This is a genomic window from Cellulomonas sp. T2.31MG-18 (assembly GCF_964266755.1).
Lineage (GTDB): Bacteria > Actinomycetota > Actinomycetes > Actinomycetales > Cellulomonadaceae > Cellulomonas.
Window position 1 is genome coordinate 1,108,789 of record NZ_CAXWGW010000001.1, and the last position, 19,606, is coordinate 1,128,394.

21 protein-coding genes are annotated in these 19,606 nt (G+C 74.7%); 9 read left to right on the forward strand and 12 right to left on the reverse strand.

The features are described 5' to 3' along the window. The first annotated feature begins 10 nt into the window (after window positions 1-10). Window positions 11-970: a GlxA family transcriptional regulator gene (locus tag ACFQTY_RS05180; RefSeq protein WP_378098156.1), complete on the forward strand. Its 960-nt coding sequence runs from the start codon at window positions 11-13 to the stop codon at window positions 968-970. Between the two features lie 34 nt (window positions 971-1,004). Here ACFQTY_RS05180 and ACFQTY_RS05185 read toward each other — a convergent pair whose 3' ends face one another. Both ACFQTY_RS05185 and ACFQTY_RS05190 read right to left on the reverse strand, forming a co-directional pair. Next, complete coding sequence (locus ACFQTY_RS05185; protein WP_378098159.1) at window positions 1,005-1,880, reverse strand: LLM class F420-dependent oxidoreductase; 876 nt, start codon at window positions 1,878-1,880, stop codon at window positions 1,005-1,007. A gap of 109 nt (window positions 1,881-1,989) precedes the next feature. Further along, a complete protein-coding gene (locus tag ACFQTY_RS05190; protein WP_378098162.1) occupies window positions 1,990-3,189 on the reverse strand; it encodes a Gfo/Idh/MocA family protein in 1,200 nt (399 codons plus the stop codon). A gap of 106 nt (window positions 3,190-3,295) precedes the next feature. Here ACFQTY_RS05190 and ACFQTY_RS05195 point away from each other — a divergent pair, with 106 nt between their 5' ends. Further along, entirely contained in the window at window positions 3,296-4,309 is a 1,014-nt protein-coding gene (locus tag ACFQTY_RS05195; RefSeq protein WP_378098165.1) for a pirin family protein, read from the forward strand. 51 nt (window positions 4,310-4,360) lie between these two features. On the opposite strand, the gene ACFQTY_RS05200 is transcribed toward ACFQTY_RS05195, so the two are convergent. Then, on the reverse strand, window positions 4,361-5,314 hold the full coding sequence (locus ACFQTY_RS05200; protein WP_378098168.1) for an aldo/keto reductase: 954 nt from the start codon (window positions 5,312-5,314) through the stop codon (window positions 4,361-4,363). A 186-nt stretch (window positions 5,315-5,500) separates the two neighbouring features. On the opposite strand from ACFQTY_RS05200, the gene ACFQTY_RS05205 reads away from it, so the two are divergent. Beyond that, window positions 5,501-6,046, forward strand: a complete 546-nt coding sequence (locus ACFQTY_RS05205; RefSeq protein ID WP_378098171.1) for a hypothetical protein — start codon at window positions 5,501-5,503, stop codon at window positions 6,044-6,046. A 19-nt stretch (window positions 6,047-6,065) separates the two neighbouring features. Here ACFQTY_RS05205 and ACFQTY_RS05210 read toward each other — a convergent pair whose 3' ends face one another. The 4 genes from ACFQTY_RS05210 to ACFQTY_RS05225 all read right to left on the reverse strand — a co-directional run bounded on the left by ACFQTY_RS05210 (window position 6,066) and on the right by ACFQTY_RS05225 (window position 8,900). Beyond that, window positions 6,066-6,452: a DUF488 domain-containing protein gene (locus ACFQTY_RS05210; protein WP_378098174.1), complete on the reverse strand. Its 387-nt coding sequence runs from the start codon at window positions 6,450-6,452 to the stop codon at window positions 6,066-6,068. Window positions 6,453-6,533: 81 nt separating this feature from the next. Next, window positions 6,534-6,845, reverse strand: coding sequence for a DUF2249 domain-containing protein (locus ACFQTY_RS05215; RefSeq protein ID WP_263729481.1), 312 nt, complete (start codon window positions 6,843-6,845; stop codon window positions 6,534-6,536). Between the two features lie 152 nt (window positions 6,846-6,997). After that, on the reverse strand, window positions 6,998-8,179 hold the full coding sequence (locus ACFQTY_RS05220; protein ID WP_378098177.1) for a cytochrome P450: 1,182 nt from the start codon (window positions 8,177-8,179) through the stop codon (window positions 6,998-7,000). Further along, window positions 8,169-8,900: a helix-turn-helix transcriptional regulator gene (locus tag ACFQTY_RS05225; RefSeq protein ID WP_378098180.1), complete on the reverse strand. Its 732-nt coding sequence runs from the start codon at window positions 8,898-8,900 to the stop codon at window positions 8,169-8,171. Before ACFQTY_RS05225 ends, ACFQTY_RS05220 begins: the two co-directional genes overlap by 11 nt. Window positions 8,901-8,936: 36 nt before the next feature. Between ACFQTY_RS05225 and ACFQTY_RS05230 the strand changes: the two genes are divergently transcribed. From ACFQTY_RS05230 to moaA, 3 genes are all read left to right on the forward strand, one after another. Then, the gene (locus ACFQTY_RS05230) at window positions 8,937-9,536 is read left to right on the forward strand and encodes a molybdenum cofactor biosynthesis protein B (protein WP_378098183.1); all 600 of its coding nucleotides are present in this window, start codon (window positions 8,937-8,939) and stop codon (window positions 9,534-9,536) included. Next, the gene (locus ACFQTY_RS05235; RefSeq protein ID WP_378098185.1) at window positions 9,536-9,949 is read left to right on the forward strand and encodes a molybdenum cofactor biosynthesis protein MoaE; all 414 of its coding nucleotides are present in this window, start codon (window positions 9,536-9,538) and stop codon (window positions 9,947-9,949) included. The genes ACFQTY_RS05230 and ACFQTY_RS05235 overlap by 1 nt, the downstream gene beginning before the upstream one ends. Window positions 9,950-10,016: 67 nt before the next feature. After that, complete coding sequence (gene moaA, locus ACFQTY_RS05240) at window positions 10,017-11,072, forward strand: GTP 3',8-cyclase MoaA (protein ID WP_378099114.1); 1,056 nt, start codon at window positions 10,017-10,019, stop codon at window positions 11,070-11,072. Window positions 11,073-11,108: 36 nt separating this feature from the next. On the opposite strand, the gene ACFQTY_RS05245 is transcribed toward moaA, so the two are convergent. The 5 genes from ACFQTY_RS05245 to ACFQTY_RS05265 are packed head-to-tail and all read right to left on the reverse strand — an operon-like array spanning window position 11,109 to window position 15,468. Continuing rightward, window positions 11,109-11,366 (reverse strand): MoaD/ThiS family protein, encoded by a 258-nt coding sequence (locus ACFQTY_RS05245; RefSeq protein WP_378098188.1) that lies wholly within the window; start codon window positions 11,364-11,366, stop codon window positions 11,109-11,111. Continuing rightward, window positions 11,363-12,415: an NTP transferase domain-containing protein gene (locus tag ACFQTY_RS05250; RefSeq protein WP_378098191.1), complete on the reverse strand. Its 1,053-nt coding sequence runs from the start codon at window positions 12,413-12,415 to the stop codon at window positions 11,363-11,365. The genes ACFQTY_RS05245 and ACFQTY_RS05250 overlap by 4 nt, the downstream gene beginning before the upstream one ends. Then, entirely contained in the window at window positions 12,397-12,870 is a 474-nt protein-coding gene (moaC, locus tag ACFQTY_RS05255) for a cyclic pyranopterin monophosphate synthase MoaC (RefSeq protein WP_378098195.1), read from the reverse strand. The genes ACFQTY_RS05250 and moaC overlap by 19 nt, the downstream gene beginning before the upstream one ends. A gap of 16 nt (window positions 12,871-12,886) precedes the next feature. Then, window positions 12,887-14,167: a gephyrin-like molybdotransferase Glp gene (gene glp / locus ACFQTY_RS05260; protein ID WP_378098198.1), complete on the reverse strand. Its 1,281-nt coding sequence runs from the start codon at window positions 14,165-14,167 to the stop codon at window positions 12,887-12,889. Further along, entirely contained in the window at window positions 14,164-15,468 is a 1,305-nt protein-coding gene (locus ACFQTY_RS05265; RefSeq protein ID WP_378098201.1) for a ThiF family adenylyltransferase, read from the reverse strand. Before ACFQTY_RS05265 ends, glp begins: the two co-directional genes overlap by 4 nt. A 64-nt stretch (window positions 15,469-15,532) precedes the next feature. Between ACFQTY_RS05265 and ACFQTY_RS05270 the strand changes: the two genes are divergently transcribed. Genes ACFQTY_RS05270 through ACFQTY_RS05280 form a run of 3 tightly spaced genes read left to right on the forward strand, consistent with a single transcriptional unit; the run spans window position 15,533 to window position 19,555 of the window. Beyond that, a complete protein-coding gene (locus tag ACFQTY_RS05270; protein WP_378098204.1) occupies window positions 15,533-16,732 on the forward strand; it encodes a hypothetical protein in 1,200 nt (399 codons plus the stop codon). Continuing rightward, entirely contained in the window at window positions 16,729-18,054 is a 1,326-nt protein-coding gene (locus tag ACFQTY_RS05275) for a hypothetical protein (RefSeq protein ID WP_378098207.1), read from the forward strand. Before ACFQTY_RS05270 ends, ACFQTY_RS05275 begins: the two co-directional genes overlap by 4 nt. Further along, window positions 18,047-19,555: a multicopper oxidase domain-containing protein gene (locus tag ACFQTY_RS05280; RefSeq protein WP_378098210.1), complete on the forward strand. Its 1,509-nt coding sequence runs from the start codon at window positions 18,047-18,049 to the stop codon at window positions 19,553-19,555. The genes ACFQTY_RS05275 and ACFQTY_RS05280 overlap by 8 nt, the downstream gene beginning before the upstream one ends. The last annotated feature ends 51 nt before the right edge of the window (window positions 19,556-19,606 follow it).

Below are 19,606 nucleotides of genomic sequence, written 5' to 3' on the forward strand. Positions count from 1 at the left end.
CATCGCCGTCATGCGCAACAGAACGGACACGCACCGGGTGGCGCTCGCGGTGATGCCGGGCGCGCCGATCTTCGAGGTCGCCGTGCCGTGCGAGGTGTTCGGCATCCCGCGTCCGGACGTGGTCGACCCCTGGTACCGGCTGGAGGTCTGCGCCACCGAGCCGGGCGCGGCCGTCGGCCCGGGTTTCGTCGTCGGCGGCGACGCCGGGCTGGAGCAGCTGGTGACGGCCGACACGGTGATCGTGCCGGCGTGCACCGACGTCCACGAGCAGCAGCCGGCGGCCCTGGTCGAGGCCGTGCGGGAGGCGCATCGTCGGGGCGCCCGCATCGCGTCGATCTGCTCGGGCGCCTTCGTGCTGGCGCAGACCGGTCTGCTGGACGGGCGCCGGGCGACCACGCACTGGATGCACGCCGACGAGCTGGCGCGCCGCTACCCGCGCGTGCGGGTCGACGCGAGCGTGCTCTACACGCAGGACGACCGCATCCACACCTCGGCCGGCACCGCGGCCGGGATCGACCTGTGCATCGAGCTGGTCCGGCAGGACCACGGCACCGCGGTGGCCAACGAGCTCGCCCGCCGGATGGTCACCCCACCGCACCGGGCCGCCGACCAGGCGCAGTACATGCTGGGCCCGGTGCCGGACGTGGCGGCGTCGACGGTCGCCGACGTCGCGGACTGGGCGCTGCGCCACCTCGGCGAGCCGATCCGGGTGCGCGACCTCGCAGCACGTGCCCACCTGAGCGAGCGGCAGCTGACTCGCCGGTTCCTCGACGTCTACGGGCGCAACCCCGGGCAGTGGCTGGTACGGGAGCGGCTGCGCCGGGCCCAGGAGCTGCTGGAGCGCACCGAGCTGACGGTCGACGCGGTGGCGGCCCGCTGCGGCTTCGGCACGGGGGCCGGACTGCGGGCGGCGTTCAGCCGGCACCTGCACACGTCGCCGAGCGAGTACCGCGCCACCTGGGCGGCATGAGCCGCGCGGGCGGCGTGCGGAGCCGGGAGCGGGATCAGCTCAGCTCGGCGAGCGGTTCCACCGCGGGCACCACGGCGTCGCGCACCCAGGCGTGCAGCGACGTGGCCGGCGGCCGCAGGATGACCGTCTCCACCCCGAGGTCCGCGAACGGTCGCATCGCGTCGACGAACCCGGCCACGTCGCCGTTCAGCAGCTGGTCGCCGCCGTTGAGCACCGTCACCCGGATCTCGGCCGGGTCGCGGCCCACGTCGGCGCAGTGCGCACGGAGCACGTCGAGCTTGTGGGCGACCTCGTCGGGCGTGGCGCCGAACAGGTTGCAGGCGTCGCCGTACTGCGCGACCAGGCGCAGGGTCTTCTTCTCGCCGGAGCCGCCGATCATGATCTCCGGCCGGTGCAGGGGCAGCGGGGAGCACAGCGTGCGGTCCAGCTGGTAGTAGCGACCGGTGTACGGGCCCTCGTCGGACGGGTCCCACATCTGCCGGGCGATCTGCACCGTCTCCTCGAGGCGCTCGAACCGCTCGGACAGCGGCGGGAACGGCACGCCGAGGGCGGCATGCTCCTCCTCGTACCAGGCGGCGCCGATGCCGAGCGCGGCGCGCCCGCCGCTGAGCACGTCGAGGGTGGCGACGATCTTCGCCAGCAGCCCCGGGTACCGGTAGGTCACCCCGGTGACCAGCACGCCCAGCTCCGCGCGCTCGGTGTGCCCCGCGAGGTAGCCCAGGGTCGTGTACGCCTCGAGCATCGGGTCCTCGGCCGGGAACCCGGCGCGCATCATCTGGAAGTAGTGGTCCATCACCGAGATCCAGGCGACGCCGGCCGCGTCCGCCGTCTCGACCGTCCGCGCGAGCTCGCCGCGCAGGTCGGTCGGGGCGACGCTGTCGAACCGCATGAGGTGGATGCCGACGCGCATGGGTGCTCCTCGAGGTACGAGCGGGAAACGGCGAGAGCCGCCAGCAGCACTCTGCACACGGGGCCCCGTCCGGCGTCAAGCGGAAGGGACCTCCGTTTGCTGCACCCGGTCAGTCCGTCTCGACGCGCTCCCAGGTGCGGCCCTGCGCGGACCGCTCCACGGCGGCGAGCACCCGCTGCACCTGCAGCCCGTCCGCGAACGTCGGCTCCGGCTGCTGCCCGGCCGCGATGCCCCGCACCAGGTCGACCACCTGGTGGGTGAACGCGTGCTCGTACCCCAGCCCGTGCCCGGCCGGCCACCAGCTGCCGGTGTACGGGTGCACCGGCTGGGTGACCTGGATGCGCCGGAACCCGGCGGTGCGCGGATCCTCGTGCGCGTCGAAGACCTGCAGGACGTTCATGTCCTCGAAGTCGAACGCCAGTGCGCCGTCCGTGCCGTCGATGTCCAGGCGGATCGAGTTGCGTCGTCCCCACGCGAAGCGCGTCGCCTCGAACGTGGCGAGGGCGCCGTTGCCGAGGCGCCCCATGAACACCGCGGCGTCGTCCACCGTGACGGGCCCCCGGTCGGTGCCGGGGGTCCCGCCCAGCCCGGAGGAGCCGACCGCCACCGGACGCTCGCTGACGAACGTCTCGAGCATCGCCGTCAGCTCGGTCAACCGGTCACCGGTGATGAACTGCGTCAGGTCCACGATGTGCGCGCCGATGTCCCCGAGCGCACCCGATCCGGCCTTCTGCCGGTCGAGCCGCCACGACAGCGGCGCCTCCGGGTCCGCGAGCCAGTCCTGCAGGTACTGGGCGCGCACGTGCCGCACGGTCCCGATGCGCCCCTCGGCCACGAGCTGTCGGGCGAGCTGGATCGCCGGCACCCGCCGATAGCTGTAGCCGACCATCGCCACGACCCCGCGCTCGGCGGCGCGTGCGGCGGCGGCCGTCATCGCCTCCGCCTCCGCCACCGAGTTGGCCAGCGGCTTCTCGCACAGCACGTGCTTGCCGGCCTCGAGCGCGGCGATGGCGATCTCCGCGTGCGTGTCGCCCGGGGTGCAGACGTCCACGAGGTCGACGTCGTCGCGCGCGACGAGCGCCCGCCAGTCCGTCTCGACGTCCGTCCACCCCAGCGTGTCCGCTGCCGCGCGTGCCGCTGCGGCGTGGCGGCCGGCCAGGACCGTCAGCTCCGGCAGCATCGGCAGCTCGAAGAACCGCGGCGCCGTGCGCCAGGCGTGCGAGTGCGCTCGGCCCATGAACGCGTAGCCCACCATCCCGATGCGCAGGCGGGGTCGCTGGGCAGGGGCAGGGGAGTCGTCCGGGTCCATGCGCACATCCTGACCCGGGCGGCGCTCCACCAGGCGCAGCCGGCACCCGTACGCGGCGTGGCGGGACGCCCGTGCCGTCGTCGGGGCCGGGGGTGACCATGGGCGCATGACGAACCTCGAGCAGGCGCCGACCGAGACCGTGTGCGACGGCTCCGGTGCCACGGAGGCCGTGCAGGTCCTCGAGCCGCGCGACGTCCCGCTCGGCGGCATCCGCGCGATGACCGTGCGGCGAACGCTGCCGCAGCGCGCCCGCTCGCTGATCGGCGCATGGTGCTTCCTCGACCACTACGGGCCGGACGACGTGTCGGTGACCGGCGGCATGCGCGTGCCGCCGCACCCGCACACCGGGCTGCAGACGGTCAGCTGGCTGTTCTCCGGCGAGATCGAGCACCGCGACAGCCTCGGGACGCACGTCCTGGTCAGGCCCGGTCAGCTCAACCTGATGACGGCCGGGCACGGCATCAGCCACTCCGAGGACTCGACCTCGCGCACCACCCTGCTGCACGGCGTGCAGCTGTGGACCGCCCTGCCGGCGGTGCACCGCGACACGGCGCCGGCGTTCCAGCACTACGCGCCGCCGGCCCTGCGGCTGGAGGGCGTGACCGTGCGGGTGTTCCTCGGCGCGCTGGCAGGTGAGGTGTCACCGGTGCCGACGTTCTCCCCGTTGCTCGGTGCCGAGCTGCTGCTCGACGCCGGCTCGCAGCACACGTTCGTCGTCGACCCCGACTTCGAGCACGGGGTGCTGGTGGACCGTGGCGAGGTGCAGGTGGCCGGGACGCACGGGGTGGCCGAGCAGCTGCTCTACCTCGCGCCCGGCCGCACGCAGCTGACCGTGGTGGCCGGTGACGCGCCCGTGCGGCTGCTGCTGCTGGGCGGACGGCCGCTGGGGGAGCGGATCGTCATGTGGTGGAACTTCGTCGGGCGCTCGCACGAGGACGTGGTGCGGGCGCGGGCGCAGTGGCAGGCGGAGATCGGCGCCGAACCCGAGGCACACGTGGACCCGGGGGCGGACGACGAGGTCAGCGGTGCGTCGTCCCGCTTCGGCCGCGTCGCCGACCACCCGCACGCACCGCTGCCCGCTCCCGTGCTGCCGCCCCTGCGGCTCGCGCCGCGCGGCTGACCGTGCGCGTTGACCCGCCCCGTTGACCAGCGCGGGCGATCGTCCGACGGCTCAGAGCGGCGCGTCCAGCCAGACGTGCGACGGCGGCAGCAGCGCATCCAGCTCCTCCCAGATCGCCTCCGGCAGCTGCTGCTGCGCCGCGGACACCGTTGCCGCCACCCTCTCGGGGCGGCTCATGCCGACCACCGTGGTGGCGAACCGCGGGTCCCGCAGCGAGAACTGGAGCGCCGCCGTCCGCAGGTCCGTGCCGTGCCGCTCGCACACCTGATGCATCGCGTCGACCGCCTGCAGGATCTCCGGCGGCGCGGGCCGGTATCCGTACCGCGCCGGGTCGGAGCCGCCCGACCCACCGGACCTGCCGCCGGCCAGGATGCCGCCGCCGTACACCGCGGCGTTGATCAGGCCCATCTCGCGCCGCTCGGCCTCGGCCAGCAGGTCCGCGGCGCTGCGGTCCAGCAGCGTCCAGCGGTTGTGCACCAGCAGCACGTCGAACACCCCGAGGGCCAGGTACCGCGCCATCTCCTGCACCCGGCCGCCGGCCAGGCCGATCGAGCCGACCACGCCGGACTCCCGCAGGCTCACCAGGGCGTCCACCGCACCGCCCGGTGCGGTCAGCTCCGCGAACTCGAAGGCCTCCGGGTCGTGCAGGTGCACCAGCGGCAGGTGGTCCAGGCCGAGGCGCTGCATGCTCTCGGCCACCGAGGCGCGCACCCGGTCGCCGGAGTAGTCCCGACCGTCGGCATCGACCTTGGTGATCACCACCACGTCGGCCGGCTTGCCGCCCACCTGCGCCAGCGCCGCGCCGATGCGCCGCTCGCTCTCGCCGTCGCTGTACCCGTTGGACGTGTCGATGGTGCGGATCGGGCTGTCCAGCAGCGCCAGGACCGTCGCGATCCCCTCGTCCCGGCTGACGTCCCGCCCGTACAACGCCGGCATGCTGCCGAGCGGGCTGCCGCCGGCGCACACCGCCGAGACGGTGATGCCCGTGCGGCCCAGAGGGCGCATCCAGTCGGACGACCCTGGACGCGGGACGCCTGACGGCGACGCTGCCGGTGTGGGGCTCTGCGTGGGACCCTGCATGACCGCTCCCGTCCGTGCCTGGCGACCACCGCGGACGCCTGTCAGACCTTCCCATGCGCGCCTGCGCCGTGCCTGCCCGGGTCCGTCGCCCAGCGCCGCGATACTCGCGCCATGCCGGACCTCTTCGAGTACATCCCGCACCCGCACATCGCCCGCCGCCAGCAGGCCGGGCCGCCGAAGGTCGCCGCCGCGGCCGCGCAGGTGCACGGCAGCGGGCTGGTGGGGAGGTTCAACGCCCGGGTCGGTCTGCGGATCACGCTGATCGTCGGCACGATGTGGACCGCGTACGTGTTCACGGTGCTGGCCCTGGTGAGCGCGCCCTCGGCGTTCAAGTCCGGCGACCGGCTGGTGATCGTCGCGTGGATCGCCCAGACGTTCCTGCAGCTGGTGCTGCTGCCCATCATCATCGTGGGCCAGAACGTGCAGGCCGCGGCGGCCGACGAGCGCTCGCTCGCCACCTACAACGACGCGTCGGCGGTGCTGGAGGAGGCGCGGCAGATCCAGGCGCACCTGCTGGCTCAGGACGCGGCGATCCAGCAGATCCTCGCGTCGCTCGCCGCGGGCGAGAAGCCGTCCACGGACGTGCCGACCCCGGACGCGAAGCCGATCCTGGACGCGAAGCCGACTGCGGACGTGCCCGGACCCGATCCGGCGTAGCGCCGCAGGACGCCAGCCGCTACGGCTTCTTGCCTCCCCGGCCGGTCGTCCCGCTGCGGGCGACGAGGTAGTCGCTCAGGACCTGCGCCTGGTTGAGGTGCGGGTCCCGCGCGGAGTAGACGAGGGTCACCACCGGGTGGTCGTGCAGCAGCCGGTGCAGCTCGTCGAGCGTGGGGTTCGCGTCCAGCTCCGCGCGGTAGCGGGCGGTGAACTGGTCGAGGCGGGCGGGGTCGTGGTCCCACCAGGTGCGCAGCTCCGCACTCGGGGCGATCTCCTTGAGCCAGGTGCCGACGGCGGCGCGCTCGCGGCTGACGCCGCGCGGCCAGAGGCGGTCGACCAGCACGCGGTAGCCGTCCTCGGGCGCCGGGTCGTCGTAGACGCGTTTGATCCGTACGACGCCGCTCATGCCAGCCTCCTTCGGGGGCCTTGCGTGATGACGACGGGTGCCGGGCCGGCTCGGGGAGAACCGGACCGGCACCCGTCCGGCTCACACGGCGGCGGCGGCCAGCCGGGTGAGACGCACGTGCCACTCCGTGGGGCCCTCGACGAGGAACTCGACGTCGATCGGCGCGCGCTCGGAGAGCTGGGACAGCATCGGCAGCGGGGCGTGCGGCGCGACGATCACCATCGAGCCGCCCGGGGCGATCGCGTCGAAGGCGCCGAACACCGCGGCGTGGCGGATGGCGTGCGGGATGGTGCGCACGTCGAGCACCGGGACGGCCTCGTCGTGGCCGCCGCAGCCGCAGGAATGGCCGGCGGGCGCGGGGGCGCTGGGCAGGATCTCGATGGGCTCGCTCACGTGGTGCTCCTCGGTGACGTCGCGCCGGGCGCTCCGCCCGGGACAGGGCCGTGTCTCACCCTGAATAGAGAGGACTCTACTCCGACTTATTTGTCGAACGGACCCGTGTCTCGCCACGGTGACGGGGCGCTCTCGCAGGGCTCTCGGGGGGTTCAGGCGGTGTGGCGCCCCGCCCGGCGCACCCGGACGAAGAGCCGCGTGAAGCCGCTGGCGGGGTAGACGGCCAGCTCCGGCTGCTGCTCGGTGTCCAGCTCGATCGAGCGCGTGCGGCGCAGCAGCTCCTCGGTCAGCACGCGCAGCTCGAGCCGGGCCAGCGGGGCACCCGGGCAGACGTGGATCCCCGCGCCGTACAGCAGGTTGTCCGCCGGCGGCCGGTCGAGCCGCAGCTCGTCGGGATCGCCGAACACGGCCTCGTCCCGGTCCGCAGAGGCCCACATCACGGTCAGCCGGTCGCCTGGTGCGAAGTCGTGGCCACCCACGGTGACGTCCCGGGTCACCACGCGGCGGTTGGCCACCAGCGGCGGGTGGATCCGCAGCATCTCGTCCATCGCGGCAGGGATCAGCGACGGGTCGTCGCGCAGCGCCTGCTGCGTCTCCGGTCGGGTGGCGAGCAGGTGCACGACGATGCCGACCGACGCCGCGATGGTGCTCAGCTCGCCGACGGTCCAGTTGCGCAGCGTGGAGACGAGCTCAGCGCCGGTCAGCGGTCGCCCGTCCACCTGGTCGGTCAGCAGCCGCGTCGTCAGGTCGTCCGGCGCCGCGTCGCCGAGCGCCCGCCGCTCGTCGAGCAGACCGGTGATGTAGCCGTCGAAGTCCTCCGCCACGTCCGCCATCGCGCCGCGGTCCCGCGCCAGGGTCGCCGCGCGGTTGCGGGCGGTCCACGCGCGCAGCGGCTCGTGCAGCCGCTCGGGCCAGCCGAGGTAGGCGGACTGGGTGCGCAGGGCCACCTGCTCCGAGAGGTCCGCGACGTCCCACGGCGACCCGTCCCGCGGCAGCTGGCCCAGCAGCTCGGTCACCACCCGGCGGCACTCCGGCTCGAAGGCGTCCACCAGCTCGTCGGTGAAGTACCTGTCGACCATCTGCCGGTACACGGTGTGCTCGGGCGGGTCCATGCCGTCCGGGACGTTCAGGTGCGTGGACACCACGTTGGAGAAGGTCTCGTGGTCCTGCACCACCTGCAGCACGTCGGCGTGGCGGAACAGCGACCAGCCGAGGTACTCGCTGTGCGCGACGGGGCAGCGGCCGCGCATCTCGTCGTACGCGGCGAGCTGGTCCTGCAGGACGGCGGGAGAGCGCGGGTCCCAGTCGTCCTGGGAGCTCGGTTCAGCGGACAAGGGCGCCATCCGTTCGCGGGGCCAGGCGGAGCACGCAGAGCTCCGGTTCGACGAAGGGGGTGAGGCGTACCTGCACACGTTCCCCGTCGAAGGCCCGTTCCGCCAGTCTTTGCGCCAACCCGGTGTGCACCTGGCAGACGATCTCGGGGTAGCGGGACGCGGTCTCGCGGAACGGGCAGGACCTCAGCCGGATCGTGTCGTCGTGCGCCTCGGGGTCGAAGCCGAGCCGCCCGAACACCTCGGAGATTGCGGCGGTGGCCTCGGCAGCCTGACCGGCGGGGTCGGTGCGCGTGGCGGGGTCGGTGCGCGTGGCGGGGTCGATGTGCGTCTCCGGGTCGGTGTCGGCTCGCGCCGCGAGCTGGTCAGCCCACCGCCGGCCCGCCGCCGCCGACTCCCGGTGCGCGGCGGCTCCGCTCGCGGCAAGGGCCTCGGCGAGCGCCTCGATCATCTGGTCCCTCGCGACGTCCGCCGCTGGGCCCACCGCGCGGTAGTGCACGCTGGGCCGCCCGCGCCGGCCGGCATGGCGGGTCACCCGCTCCACGAGACCCGACTGCTCCAGCAGGTCCAGGTGGAATCGGACCGTGGTGACGTGCAGGTCCAGCTCGACGGCGAGCTGCTGGGCCGTCGGAGGCTCCGCTGCCGCGCGGACCGCGTCGAGCACCCGGCGGCGTGCCGGGGAGGCCAGCGCGGCGCTGGTGCTCGCGTCGTCCGCTGCCGTCACGGCTTAGAAACTACCATCGTCCGTTATATTGACCGGATGCCGCGACCGGACCCGACGGACGCCGCTGCGCACGGCGTGGACACCGCCGGCCAGCACCGCCACGAGGTCGACCGCAACCCCTCCGCCGGCGCCCACGTCCACGTCCCCACCGACCAGGTGCCACGTCGCCGCGCCGTGGTGATCACCGTCTCGGACCGGTCCGCAGCCGGGCTGCGCGAGGACCTGTCCGGACCCGCTGCCGCAGAGGCGCTGACGCAGGCCGGCTGGTCGGTGGACGCGCCCCGCGTGGTCCCGGACGGGGCCGAGCCGGTTCGCCTCGCTCTCGAGGAGGCGGTCGCGGAGGGTGCCGACCTGGTGCTGACCCTCGGTGGGACCGGTGTCGGACCGCGGGACCGCACACCGGAGGGGACCCGCGCCGTGCTCGACCTGGAGCTGCCGGGTGTCGCCGAGGTGATCCGTGCCCGAGGTCTGCAGAAGACTCCGACGGCGGCCCTGTCGCGCGCCGTCGCCGGAACGGCCGGACACTCGGTGGTGGTGAACTTGCCCGGTTCGCCCGCCGCCGTCCGCGAGTCTCTGGAGGTGCTGGTGCCCCTGGTGCCCCACGTGCTCGACCAGCTGCGCGGCGGCGACCACTGATGGCGGCGCTCGCGCGCGTCAGCAGCGCACCTCTGGACCTCGCCGAGCACCTGGCCGCCGTGCAGGACCCGGGCTGCGGTGCTGTCGTCACCTTCGTCGGGCAGGTGCGCGACCACGACCCGGGCGCCGACGGCGAGGTGACCGGCATCGAGTACAGCGCTCACCCCGACGCCGAGCGGATCCTGGCGGAGCTCGCGGCGCGAGCCGAGGCAGGCGGGGCCCGGGTGGCCGTCAGCCACCGCATCGGTGCACTGGCCGTGGGTGACCTGGCCCTGGTCGCGTGCGTGGCTACGGCCCACCGCGCGGAGGCGTACGAGGTGTCGCGCGAGCTCGTCGAGCGGATCAAGGCCGAGCTGCCTGTGTGGAAGCGGCAGTCCCAGGCGGACGGCCGCACGTCGTGGGTGGGGATCTGACGTGACGGGGGCTGGGCGGACCGCGGTCCCCGTGACGATCGGAGCGCCCCGACCGGCCCCCGAGGCGATGCCCGGGGCGCCGTCGGGACGACGCGGTGACCCGCTGGTGGACACGTTCGGCCGGGTGCACCGGGACCTGCGCATCTCGTTGACCGACCGGTGCTCGCTGCGGTGCACCTACTGCATGCCGGCCGAGGGCATGGCCTGGCTGGCGGGCCCCAGCATCCTGTCCGCCGACGAGATCGTCCGGGTGGCCCGGGTCTGCGCGGAGGACGGCGTCACCACGTTCCGGTTGACCGGGGGCGAGCCGCTGCTGCGGCCGGACCTGGTGGACCTGGTGCGGCGGCTGTCGGCCCTGCGTGGGCCGTCCGGGGACCCGGTGCAGGTGGCGATGACCACCAACGGCATCCGGCTCGGCGCCGTGCTCGACGACCTGGTCGCGGCAGGTCTGCACCGGCTGAACATCAGCCTGGACACCCTTCGCCCCGACCGTTTCCACGCCCTGACCAGGCGGGACAGGCTCGACGACGTGCTCGAGGGCATCGCCGCGGCGGCGGCCTCCCCGCTCCGGCCGCTCAAGCTCAACGCCGTGGCGATGCGCGGCGTGAACGACGACGAGCTGGTGGACCTGGTCGAGTTCGCAGTCGCGCACGGTGCGCAGATGCGGTTCATCGAGCAGATGCCGCTCGACGCCGGCCACACCTGGGACCGCGGCCGCATGGTGACGCGCGACGAGATGCTGGCGGCGCTGGGGGAGCGGTGGGCGCTGACCCCGCTGCCGGGGCGTGGCGGTGCGCCGGCGGAGACGTTCCTGCTCGACGGCGGTCCCGACCGGGTCGGGGTGATCGCGGCCGTGACGGCGCCGTTCTGCGGCGCGTGCGACCGGCTGCGGCTGACGGCAGACGGTCAGCTGCGCAGCTGCCTGTTCGCCACCTCGGAGCTGGACCTGCGGGCGGTGCTGCGGGATCAGCGGGGCTCGGACGGGCTCCACGACGACGAGCGGACGGACGACGCGCTCGACGCCGTGCTCCGCCGGTGCGTGCACGGCAAGCTGCCCGGCCACGGGATCAACGACCCGGGCTTCCTCCAGCCGGCCCGCGGCATGAACGCCATCGGCGGCTGACCGAAGGCGATCGGGGCCGAACGCTTCGAAGGCTGATCAGCCGCCGGCGAAGGGTGGGAGGACGTCGACCACGGCGCCGGCCGGCACGGGGACGTCGGGGCCGTCGGCGCGCAGGCCGGCGACCAGGAACGAGCAGCGGCCGAGCACCGTGGCGGTGTCGGGGCCGCCTCCGGCGATCAGCGCGTCCACGACGTCCTGCACGGTGCCGGCTGGCAGCTCCAGCTGCTCGGCGCCCACCGCCTCGGCCGCGGCCGCGAACAGTCGGACCGTCGCCGTGGTCGTGGTGGTGCTCACTCGGTGCCCTGCTCGGCGGAGGGCTCGGGGGACGACTCGGCGGCGTGCTCGAGCGCTCGACGCTGCACCAGCGCCGCGAGGCGTTCCAGCTCCTCACCCACCGGCACCCCGGCGGCTGCGGAGCGGCCCACCGCCAGGCCGAGTGCGAAGGTGCTCAGCGGCGCCGCCGGACGCGCCACCCCGTGCGCCACGTCGCGTGCGACGTCCAGCACCGCGTCCACGTTGATCGAGTCCTGGATGCCGAGCAACCCCTGCAGCTCGGCGAGCCAGTCGCCGAGCGCCCCCGCCGGAACCCGTCCGGCCTTGCCGCTGTGCTCCACGGTCGTCCTCCCGCTCGTCGTCCCTCGTTGCTCCCGCGCCGCCCGCCACCACGCCAGGTCGTCCGGGGTGTCCACGTCCCGCGAGACGCCGGCCGCGTCCGTCACCGGTGCGAGCTCCAGCTGTCCCACCACGTCGCCGATCCGCACGCCGCGCCGTCCTCCGAGCGTCGCGGCCGAGGCGGCCGACCGCAACGCCTGCGCCAGCGGCTCCCGCGCGTAGATCCCGGCGAGCCACTGCGGGTGCTCCTCGCCGTCCACCAGCACCACGCCGTCGCCGGCGGTGCCGGACACGTCGCCCCAGCGGTCCAGCAGCAGGCGCACGACGTCGGCGGCGCGCGGCAGGTCGCACGCGAGCAGCAGCACCCAGGGGGCCCCGACCAGGGGCATCGCCGCCTGCACCGCCGCGGCCGGGCCGCCGAACGGCGGGTCCTCGCGGGTGACGCGCACGCGGACGGAGTCCGGCACGTGGGAGGGGGGCGGCCCGACGACGACGGCGTCGGCGATGCCGGCCGCGCCGAGCGCGTCGAGCAGCCGGGCGATCAGCGGTCCGTCGCCGAGATCCAGCTCCGCCTTGGCCGCACCGCCGAGCCGCGACCCCCGCCCGCCCGTCAGCACCACCGCCTGGACGTCAGCGGCGCGAGCGCCGCCGATGCCCCGCGCGGTGACCCCGGCTGGGCCGCCAGCCGCGCCGTCGGCCGTGCCCCCGGCGGTCACTGCTCGCGGCGCCACTCGCCGGACTTCCCGCCGGACTTCGCCTCGAGCCGCACGTCCCCGAACCACACGCCGCGGTCCAGCGCCTTGACCATGTCGACCAGGGCGAGCGCCGCCACCGACACCGCGGTGAACGCCTCCATCTCCACGCCCGTGCGGTCGGCCGTGCGCACGGTCGCGCTGATCCGCACGCCGGCGTCGGTCAGCTCGAGGTCGACGCTGGCGCCGTGCACGCCGATCACGTGCGCGAGCGGCAGCAGCTCGGCGCACCGCTTGGCGCCGGCGATCCCGGCGATGCGGGCGACGGCGAACGCGTCGCCCTTCGGCACGGCGTCGTCGCGCAGCGCGGCGACCACCGTCGGGCTGCAGTGCACGAATCCGCTGGCCGTCGCCGAGCGGACCGTCGGCGTCTTCTCGGTCACGTCGACCATCCGGGCGTGGCCGGCGCCGTCGAGGTGGGTCAGTGCGTCCATGGCTCCTTCTTCGTCCTCAGCGCCGGTCCGTCAGCACGACGTCCACCAGGTCGCCGGCCTGAACCTCATCGGTCTCCGCGGGCACGATCGCATACCCGTCGGCCGCCGCGAGGCTGCCGACCAGGTGCGATGCCGACTCGCGCCGGGCTGCCGGCTCGACGGACCAGCCGTCCGCGGCCGGGGACACGCGGACGGGCAGGTACTGGGTGCGGCCGGCCGGGGTGCGCCACGACGAGGCGGCGCGGGCGCGCACCGGCCCCGGCTGCACGGCCGACGACTCCGCACCCTGCATGGTCAGCAGCGCCGGACGGACGAACACGTGGAACGACACCCACACGCTGACCGGGTTGCCCGGCAGCGCCAGCAGCAGCGCCCCGCCGGGCAGCGTGCCGAACGCCTGCGGCTTGCCCGGCTGCATGGCCACCTTGGTGAACGTGACGTCAGACGAGCCGGTGAACAGCTGCTTCACCGGGTCGAACGCCCCCGCGCTCACCCCGCCGGTCAGGATCACCGCATCGGGCTCCAGGGCGACCGCCCGTTCGAGCGCGGACGCCAGCGCCGCGGGGTCGTCGTGCACCCGCTCGGCGGCGACCACCTCGCCGCCCGCCTCGGCCACCAGCCCGCACACCAGCAGGCTGTTCGAGTCGGGGATGTGCCCGCGCGGGAGCGGCTCTCCCGGCGCCACCAGCTCGCTGCCGGTGGCGATCACGGCGACCCGCGGCGCCCGGGTGACCAGCACGCTGCCGTGGCCGGTGGACGCCAGCGCCGACAGCACCGTGGCCCGCGCCAGCGTGCCGGCGGGGACCACCAGGTCGCCGACGGCCTTGTCCTCACCGGTGCGCCGCACGTGCATGCCGTTGCTCGGTGCGCGCAGCACCGTGACGGTCGGCGGCAGGGCGGCGAGCGTGTCCGTGCGGTCGGTGTGCTCCAGCTGCACGACGGTGTCCGCGTCGGTCGGCAGAGTCGCACCGGTCATGATGCGGACCGCCTGCCCGGCGGTCAGGTGCGGGTCGAGGTCCGAGCCGGCCGGCACGTCGGCGACGACGTCGAGCGTCACGCCGTCGTCGTCTGCGCCGCCGGCCTCGCCCCGGGTCGCCATGCCGGCGACGTCGACATGGCGCAGCGCGTAGCCGTCCATCGCCGAGGCGTCCCACGGCGGGACCGGCACCAGGGCGTGCACGTCCTCGGCGATCCGCCGCCCGGCCGCCTGCGCGAGGGGCACGCGCTCGGCCGGCAGCGTCGGGGTGGCGGCCAGCACGCGCGCCTGGTGCTCGGCGACCGGGACCAGACCGCTCACCGGGCACTCCGTCCGGCAGCCGCGACCTCGGCGCGGATCGCCGTCACCGCCGCCGGCGCCAGCGTCCGGGCCCGGTGGTCCGTGGCCACCAGCAGCTGGACGGCACGTGCCGACCGTGCGCCGACCGCGCAGTACGCGACCAGCAGCCCGGCGGGGTCGGCACCGGCCTCGGTCAGCAGCGCCCGCACCACGTCCGGCCCGTGCCGCGAGGCCTGCACCAGGGCGGACACCGGCACGTTGACCGCGCCCGGCAGCGCGTCGAGAGCGAACTCGGACGGCTCCCGCACGTCGAGCAGCACCGGGGCCGGGTCGGCGGCGGCCAGCGATCGGTACTCGTCCAGCGACAGGTCGCCGGACGCCGTGGCCGCTCGCGCGGGCCCACGCGGATCCCCGGTCGCCCGAGCGGTGAACGGCACAGGGTGCGTCCCGACGGCGAGCCGCTCGGCCGCCACCTGCCGCGACGCGTCCGCAGCCTCCGCCGGTGCGCCCACGACGTCCGTCGGCGCGCTCGCCGCCCGCGGCAGCAGCGGCACCTCACGCACCCGCATGCCCAGCGCGTCCACCACCGCGACGCGGCCCAGCAGCACCTGCCCGGCGCCGATGATCAGCTTGAGCGCCTCGGTGGCCATCATCGAGCCGACCATCCCGCACAGCGCCCCCAGCACGCCCGCCTCGGCGCAGGACGGCACCGACCCCGGCGCAGGCGGCTCGGGGAACAGGTCGCGCAACGTCACGGGCGCCACCCCGGCCGGCGGCCGGGACCAGAACACCGACACCTGGGCGTCGAACCGCAGCACCGACGCCCACACCAGCGGCACCCCGAGCTCGGCGCAGGTGTCCGAGACGAGGTACCGGGTGGCGAAGGTGTCCGTGCCGTCCAGCACCAGGTGGTAGCCGCGCAGCAGGTCGTGGACGTTGGACTCCTCGAGCCGGACGCGATGCGTCTCGACGACGACGTCCCGCGCCAGCTCGGCCAGCCGGCGGGCGGCGCTGTCCACCTTGGGCTCACCGACTGCCGCGCCGTGGATCACCTGACGGTGCAGGTCGGTGAGCGACACGACGTCGTCGTCGACGATGCCGATGGTGCCGACACCCGCCGCCGCGAGGTACAGCAGCGCGGGTGCGCCCAGGCCGCCGGCGCCGATCACCAGCACGCGGGCGGCCGCCAGCCGGCGCTGACCGAGCTCGCCGAGCTCCGGCAACCGGGTCTGCCGAGCAGTGCGCTGCGCCTCGGCGCCGTCGAGCGGCGGGCCGGGCTCGACCAGCGGGGGGAGCGCCACGGCCGGCTGGGATGTGAGCATCGCCTCAGTCTCCTTGCCGTCGTCGCGGCACTCGGCCGGCCGTCAACTTACTACGGTTAGATCCGTGACAAAGAGCCGGCCGGACGCGCGGGCGACGGGCGTTCCCACGGGGCGCGTGCCCCGCGGTCGGCTCGCCGTGCTGGTGCTCGTCCTGGTCGCGGCGCTGTCCGGGCTGGACGCCGCCCTGCTGCGCCTGGGCGTGTCCGCGCCGGTGCACTCGCAAGCGCTCGCGTCGTCCCACGGCATCCTCATGATCTACGGGTTCCTCGGCACCGCCATCATGCTGGAGCGGGCCGTCGCCCTGCAGTCCCAGCCGCGCTCCGGGTGGGCGTACGCGGCCCCGGCGGCCGGCGGGCTCGGGGCGCTGCTGCTCGTCGCCCAGTCCACTCCGCTGCACGTCCCGTGGGGCCGGGCGCTGCCCGGCGGGGCCTGGGTCGCCTCGATGGCCCTGTTCGCGGCGATCTACCTGACCGTGTGGCGGCGGCAGCAGTCGGTCGCGGTACTGGTGCAGCTGGTCGGCGCCGTGGCCGGGCTCGGCGGGGTGGCCCTGTGGGCGCGCGGGTACGAGGTGGCGACGATCGTGCCGTGGTGGGCCGCCCTGATGGTGCTCACCATCGTCGGCGAACGGCTGGAGCTGGCCCGGGTGGCGTTCATGACCTCGGCCACCGAGCCGCGGATCCTCGCCGAGTCCTGCCTGCTGCTGGTCGCCCTGGTCGCCACCGTCGTGACCCCCGCGTGGGGGTACCCGCTGCTCGGGCTGGCGCTCGGCGTGCTGATGGTGGACGTCGGGCTGCACGACGTGGCCCGGCGCACCGTCCGCAGCAGCGGCCTGACCCGGTTCATGGGCGCGTGCATGCTGGCCGGCTACGTGTGGGCGATGGTGCCGGCGCTCGTCTGGATGGTGCACGGACCGGTGCTCTCCGGCTTCGGGTACGACGCGGTGGTGCACGCGCTGACCATCGGGTTCGTCATGTCGATGGTGGTGGCGCACGCCCCGGTCATCGTGCCGGCGGTCGCCCGGCGGCCGCTGCCGTACCACCCGGTGATGTGGGCCGTGTGGGCGATGCTGCACGTCGGGCTGGCGATCCGGCTGGTGGCGGACGCGCGGACGTCGGTCGGCGCGTGGCAGCTCGGCGGCTCCCTCAGCGTGGTGGCGCTGCTCGCCTTCCTGGGCAGCACCGTGGTGCTGGTGACCGTGGGCGGACGACGAGCGCGGGTGGCCCGCACCGACGCGGCCGGCGACGACCGTGAGGTGGTGGCATGACGGGGCTGAGCTCACCTGGGGTGTCCCGGCCGGCCACCCCGGCGCGGCGCCAGACCCGACGGCCCCGGACGGACCGGTGGACCACCGGCTGGCTGCTGGCCACCCTGGCGGTGACCGCCGTCGGGCTGCTGCACCCCGCGGCGCTACCGCAGCCGCTGTGGAGCATGATCCACGTCGGCGCCCTCGGGGTGCTGACCAACGGGATCCTGCAGTGGTCCTGGTACTTCACGCGGGCACTGCTGCACCTGGCGCCCGACGACCTCCGGTCCGGCCGGGACGCCACCGTGCGCAGCGTGGCGTTCAACGTCGTCCTGATCGGCCTGGTCGCGGCGATGTGGACGGCCAGCACGTGGGGCACCGTCACGGCCGCGGGGCTGGTCGGCGTGGTGATCGGCTGGCACGGGCTGGCCCTGCTGCGGGCGGGCCGCACCGCCCTGGCGTCCCGGTTCGCGGTGGTGATCCGGTACTACGTGGTGGCGGCCGGCTTCCTGGTGGTCGGCTGCGTGCTGGCCGGGTTCCTCACCGTCTCGATGTTCGCCCGCACCGCGCCGGCGTGGCTGCTGCATGCCCGCGACGACCTGACGTTGGCGCACGCCCTGGTCAACGTGGGCGGCTGGCTGGGCCTGTCGATCGCCGGGACGCTGGTCACCCTCGGTCCCACGATGCTGCGCACGCGCATGGACCCGCGGGCGGTGGACGACGCGATCGGCGTCCTGCCGTGGGTGGCCGGCGGCGTGCTGCTGGCCGCGACGGCGGCGACGGTCGGGCTGATGCCGGGCATCGGCATCGGCCTGCTGGTGGTGCTCGTCGGTCTGCTGCTCGGCGTGGCGCTCCCGCTGGTGCGTGCCGCGCTGGGCAAGGCGCCGCGCGCCTATGCGACGTGGACCATGACGGCCGGGATCGGCTGGGCGCTGGTCGCCGTGCTGGCCATCGCCGTCAACGCCTTCCGTGCGGCCGACGCGTCCGCGCTGCGCGACGCCGACCTGCCCTGGTTGGCGGTGCTCGGTGCCGGGGGACTGGCGCAGGTGTTCGTCGGCGCGCTGACCTACCTGATGCCCGTGGTGGTGGGTGGCGGTCCGGAGGCCGTCCGCCGGGGCATGGGGGTGCTGGAGACGGTCTGGCCGCTGCGCGTGGTGCTGCGCAGCACCGCCCTGCTGCTGATCGCCGTGACCGGCACCGGGTCCGGCGCGCTGCGCACGGCGTGGTGGCTGCTGGTGCTGGGTGCGTACGCGTTCGACGTGGTCCTGTTCGCGGTCTCGGGTGTCAGGCAGGCAAGGGCGCGACGGGCCGCGGTGGAGAGTCTCGGAGGAGTCGATGTCTGAGCAGCCCCGCCCCACCGGACCCCGGCAGCTGCCGGGCCGCGAGGGCACGCCGACGTCCCGGGCGGCGATGGCCGTGGTCGGCGTGGTGGTCGTGGTCGGTGTCGCGCTGGCCGTGCTGCTCGCGCGGCCGGCGACGGGCCTGGCCGGCGGAGGGATGGCGATGACGGCGGCGGCGACGGCGGGCGCAGCTGGCGCCGGGACGACGACGGTCACCCCGACCGGACGCACGACGGAGGTGACGCTGCACGTCAGCGGCATGTCGTTCACCCCGTCCACCATCCAGGTGCCGGTCGGCGACCGGCTGCGCGTCACGCTGGTCAACAGCGGGGACCAGCGGCACGACCTGGTGTTCGCCAACGGCGCGGCGCTGGAGCCACTGGCGCCCGGTGCCACGGCGGTGCTGGACGTCGGGGTGATCAGCGGCAACCTCGAGGGCTGGTGCTCGCTGCCGGGGCATCGGCAGCTGGGCATGGTGGTGCACGTCGTCGCGGTCGGGACGCCGGCGGCGTCTGCGTCGCCGGGTTCGTCCTCCGGTTCGTCGTCCGGCTCGTCGTACGGCTCAGCCATGCCCGGGATGGGGACCACCGGCGGCACCACCGCCGCGCCCACCATGGCCGACCTGCAGGCCGAGGCCGCCGCGCTCCCCGCCTACCCGGCGCAGCTGCCGCCGCTCGACTCGTCGACCGACCACTCGTACACGTTCACCATCACGCAGCAGCAGGACCCGGTGACCGCCGGCCTGACGCGCGAGGTGTGGACGTACAACGGCACAACGCCGGGCCCGATCCTGCACGGCCGCGTGGGCGACACGTTCCACATCACGCTGGTGAACCACGGGACGATGGGCCACTCGATCGACTTCCACGCCGGCGAGGTGGCCCCGGAGCAGCCGATGCGCACCATCGAGCCTGGTCAGAGCCTCGACTACACGTTCACGGCCGGCCGGGCCGGCATCTGGATGTACCACTGCGCGACCATGCCGATGTCCAGCCACATCGCCAACGGCATGTTCGGGGCGGTCGTCATCGAGCCGGACGGGCTGGAGCAGGTGGACCGCTCCTACGTCGTCGTCCAGTCCGAGCTCTACCTCGGCGCGAACGGTCAGCCGGCGGACGCCACCAAGATCGCCGGGCTGGTGCCCGACGTCGTGGCGTTCAACGGCCGCGCCTTCCAGTACGACGCGCACCCGCTGGCCGCCACGGTTGGCCAGCGCGTGCGCCTGTGGGTGCTCGACGCGGGGCCGAACGCGGCGCTGTCGTTCCACGTCGTCGGCACCCAGTTCGACACCGTCTGGACCGAGGGTGCGTACCGCGTCCACCACGGCACGGCGACCGACGGGACCACCACCGGCAGCACGGGCGCGCAGGTGCTGTCCCTGCTGCCGGCCGAGGGCGGGTTCGTCGAGCTGGTGCCGCCCGCCGCGGGCCGCTACGCCCTGGTCAACCACGAGATGAGCCTGGCGGAGAAGGGCGCGCACGGCGTGCTGCAGGTGACGGGCTGACCGCCCGCCGCCTGACGACCCGCCGCCTGACGACCCGCTGCTGCGCGGCCA

What these genes read in the sequence shown, in the direction of transcription:
- ACFQTY_RS05180 (WP_378098156.1), top strand. Translation starts at nt 11, where the DNA reads ATGCGCAACAGAACGGACACGCACCGGGTGGCGCTCGCGGTGATGCCG.
- ACFQTY_RS05185 (WP_378098159.1), bottom strand. Translation starts at nt 1,880, where the DNA reads ATGCGCGTCGGCATCCACCTCATGCGGTTCGACAGCGTCGCCCCGACC.
- ACFQTY_RS05190 (WP_378098162.1), bottom strand. Translation starts at nt 3,189, where the DNA reads ATGGACCCGGACGACTCCCCTGCCCCTGCCCAGCGACCCCGCCTGCGC.
- ACFQTY_RS05195 (WP_378098165.1), top strand. Translation starts at nt 3,296, where the DNA reads ATGACGAACCTCGAGCAGGCGCCGACCGAGACCGTGTGCGACGGCTCC.
- ACFQTY_RS05200 (WP_378098168.1), bottom strand. Translation starts at nt 5,314, where the DNA reads ATGCGCCCTCTGGGCCGCACGGGCATCACCGTCTCGGCGGTGTGCGCC.
- ACFQTY_RS05205 (WP_378098171.1), top strand. Translation starts at nt 5,501, where the DNA reads ATGCCGGACCTCTTCGAGTACATCCCGCACCCGCACATCGCCCGCCGC.
- ACFQTY_RS05210 (WP_378098174.1), bottom strand. Translation starts at nt 6,452, where the DNA reads ATGAGCGGCGTCGTACGGATCAAACGCGTCTACGACGACCCGGCGCCC.
- ACFQTY_RS05230 (WP_378098183.1), top strand. Translation starts at nt 8,937, where the DNA reads ATGCCGCGACCGGACCCGACGGACGCCGCTGCGCACGGCGTGGACACC.
- ACFQTY_RS05235 (WP_378098185.1), top strand. Translation starts at nt 9,536, where the DNA reads ATGGCGGCGCTCGCGCGCGTCAGCAGCGCACCTCTGGACCTCGCCGAG.
- moaA (WP_378099114.1), top strand. Translation starts at nt 10,017, where the DNA reads ATGCCCGGGGCGCCGTCGGGACGACGCGGTGACCCGCTGGTGGACACG.
- moaC (WP_378098195.1), bottom strand. Translation starts at nt 12,870, where the DNA reads ATGGACGCACTGACCCACCTCGACGGCGCCGGCCACGCCCGGATGGTC.
- ACFQTY_RS05265 (WP_378098201.1), bottom strand. Translation starts at nt 15,468, where the DNA reads ATGCTCACATCCCAGCCGGCCGTGGCGCTCCCCCCGCTGGTCGAGCCC.
- ACFQTY_RS05275 (WP_378098207.1), top strand. Translation starts at nt 16,729, where the DNA reads ATGACGGGGCTGAGCTCACCTGGGGTGTCCCGGCCGGCCACCCCGGCG.
- ACFQTY_RS05280 (WP_378098210.1), top strand. Translation starts at nt 18,047, where the DNA reads ATGTCTGAGCAGCCCCGCCCCACCGGACCCCGGCAGCTGCCGGGCCGC.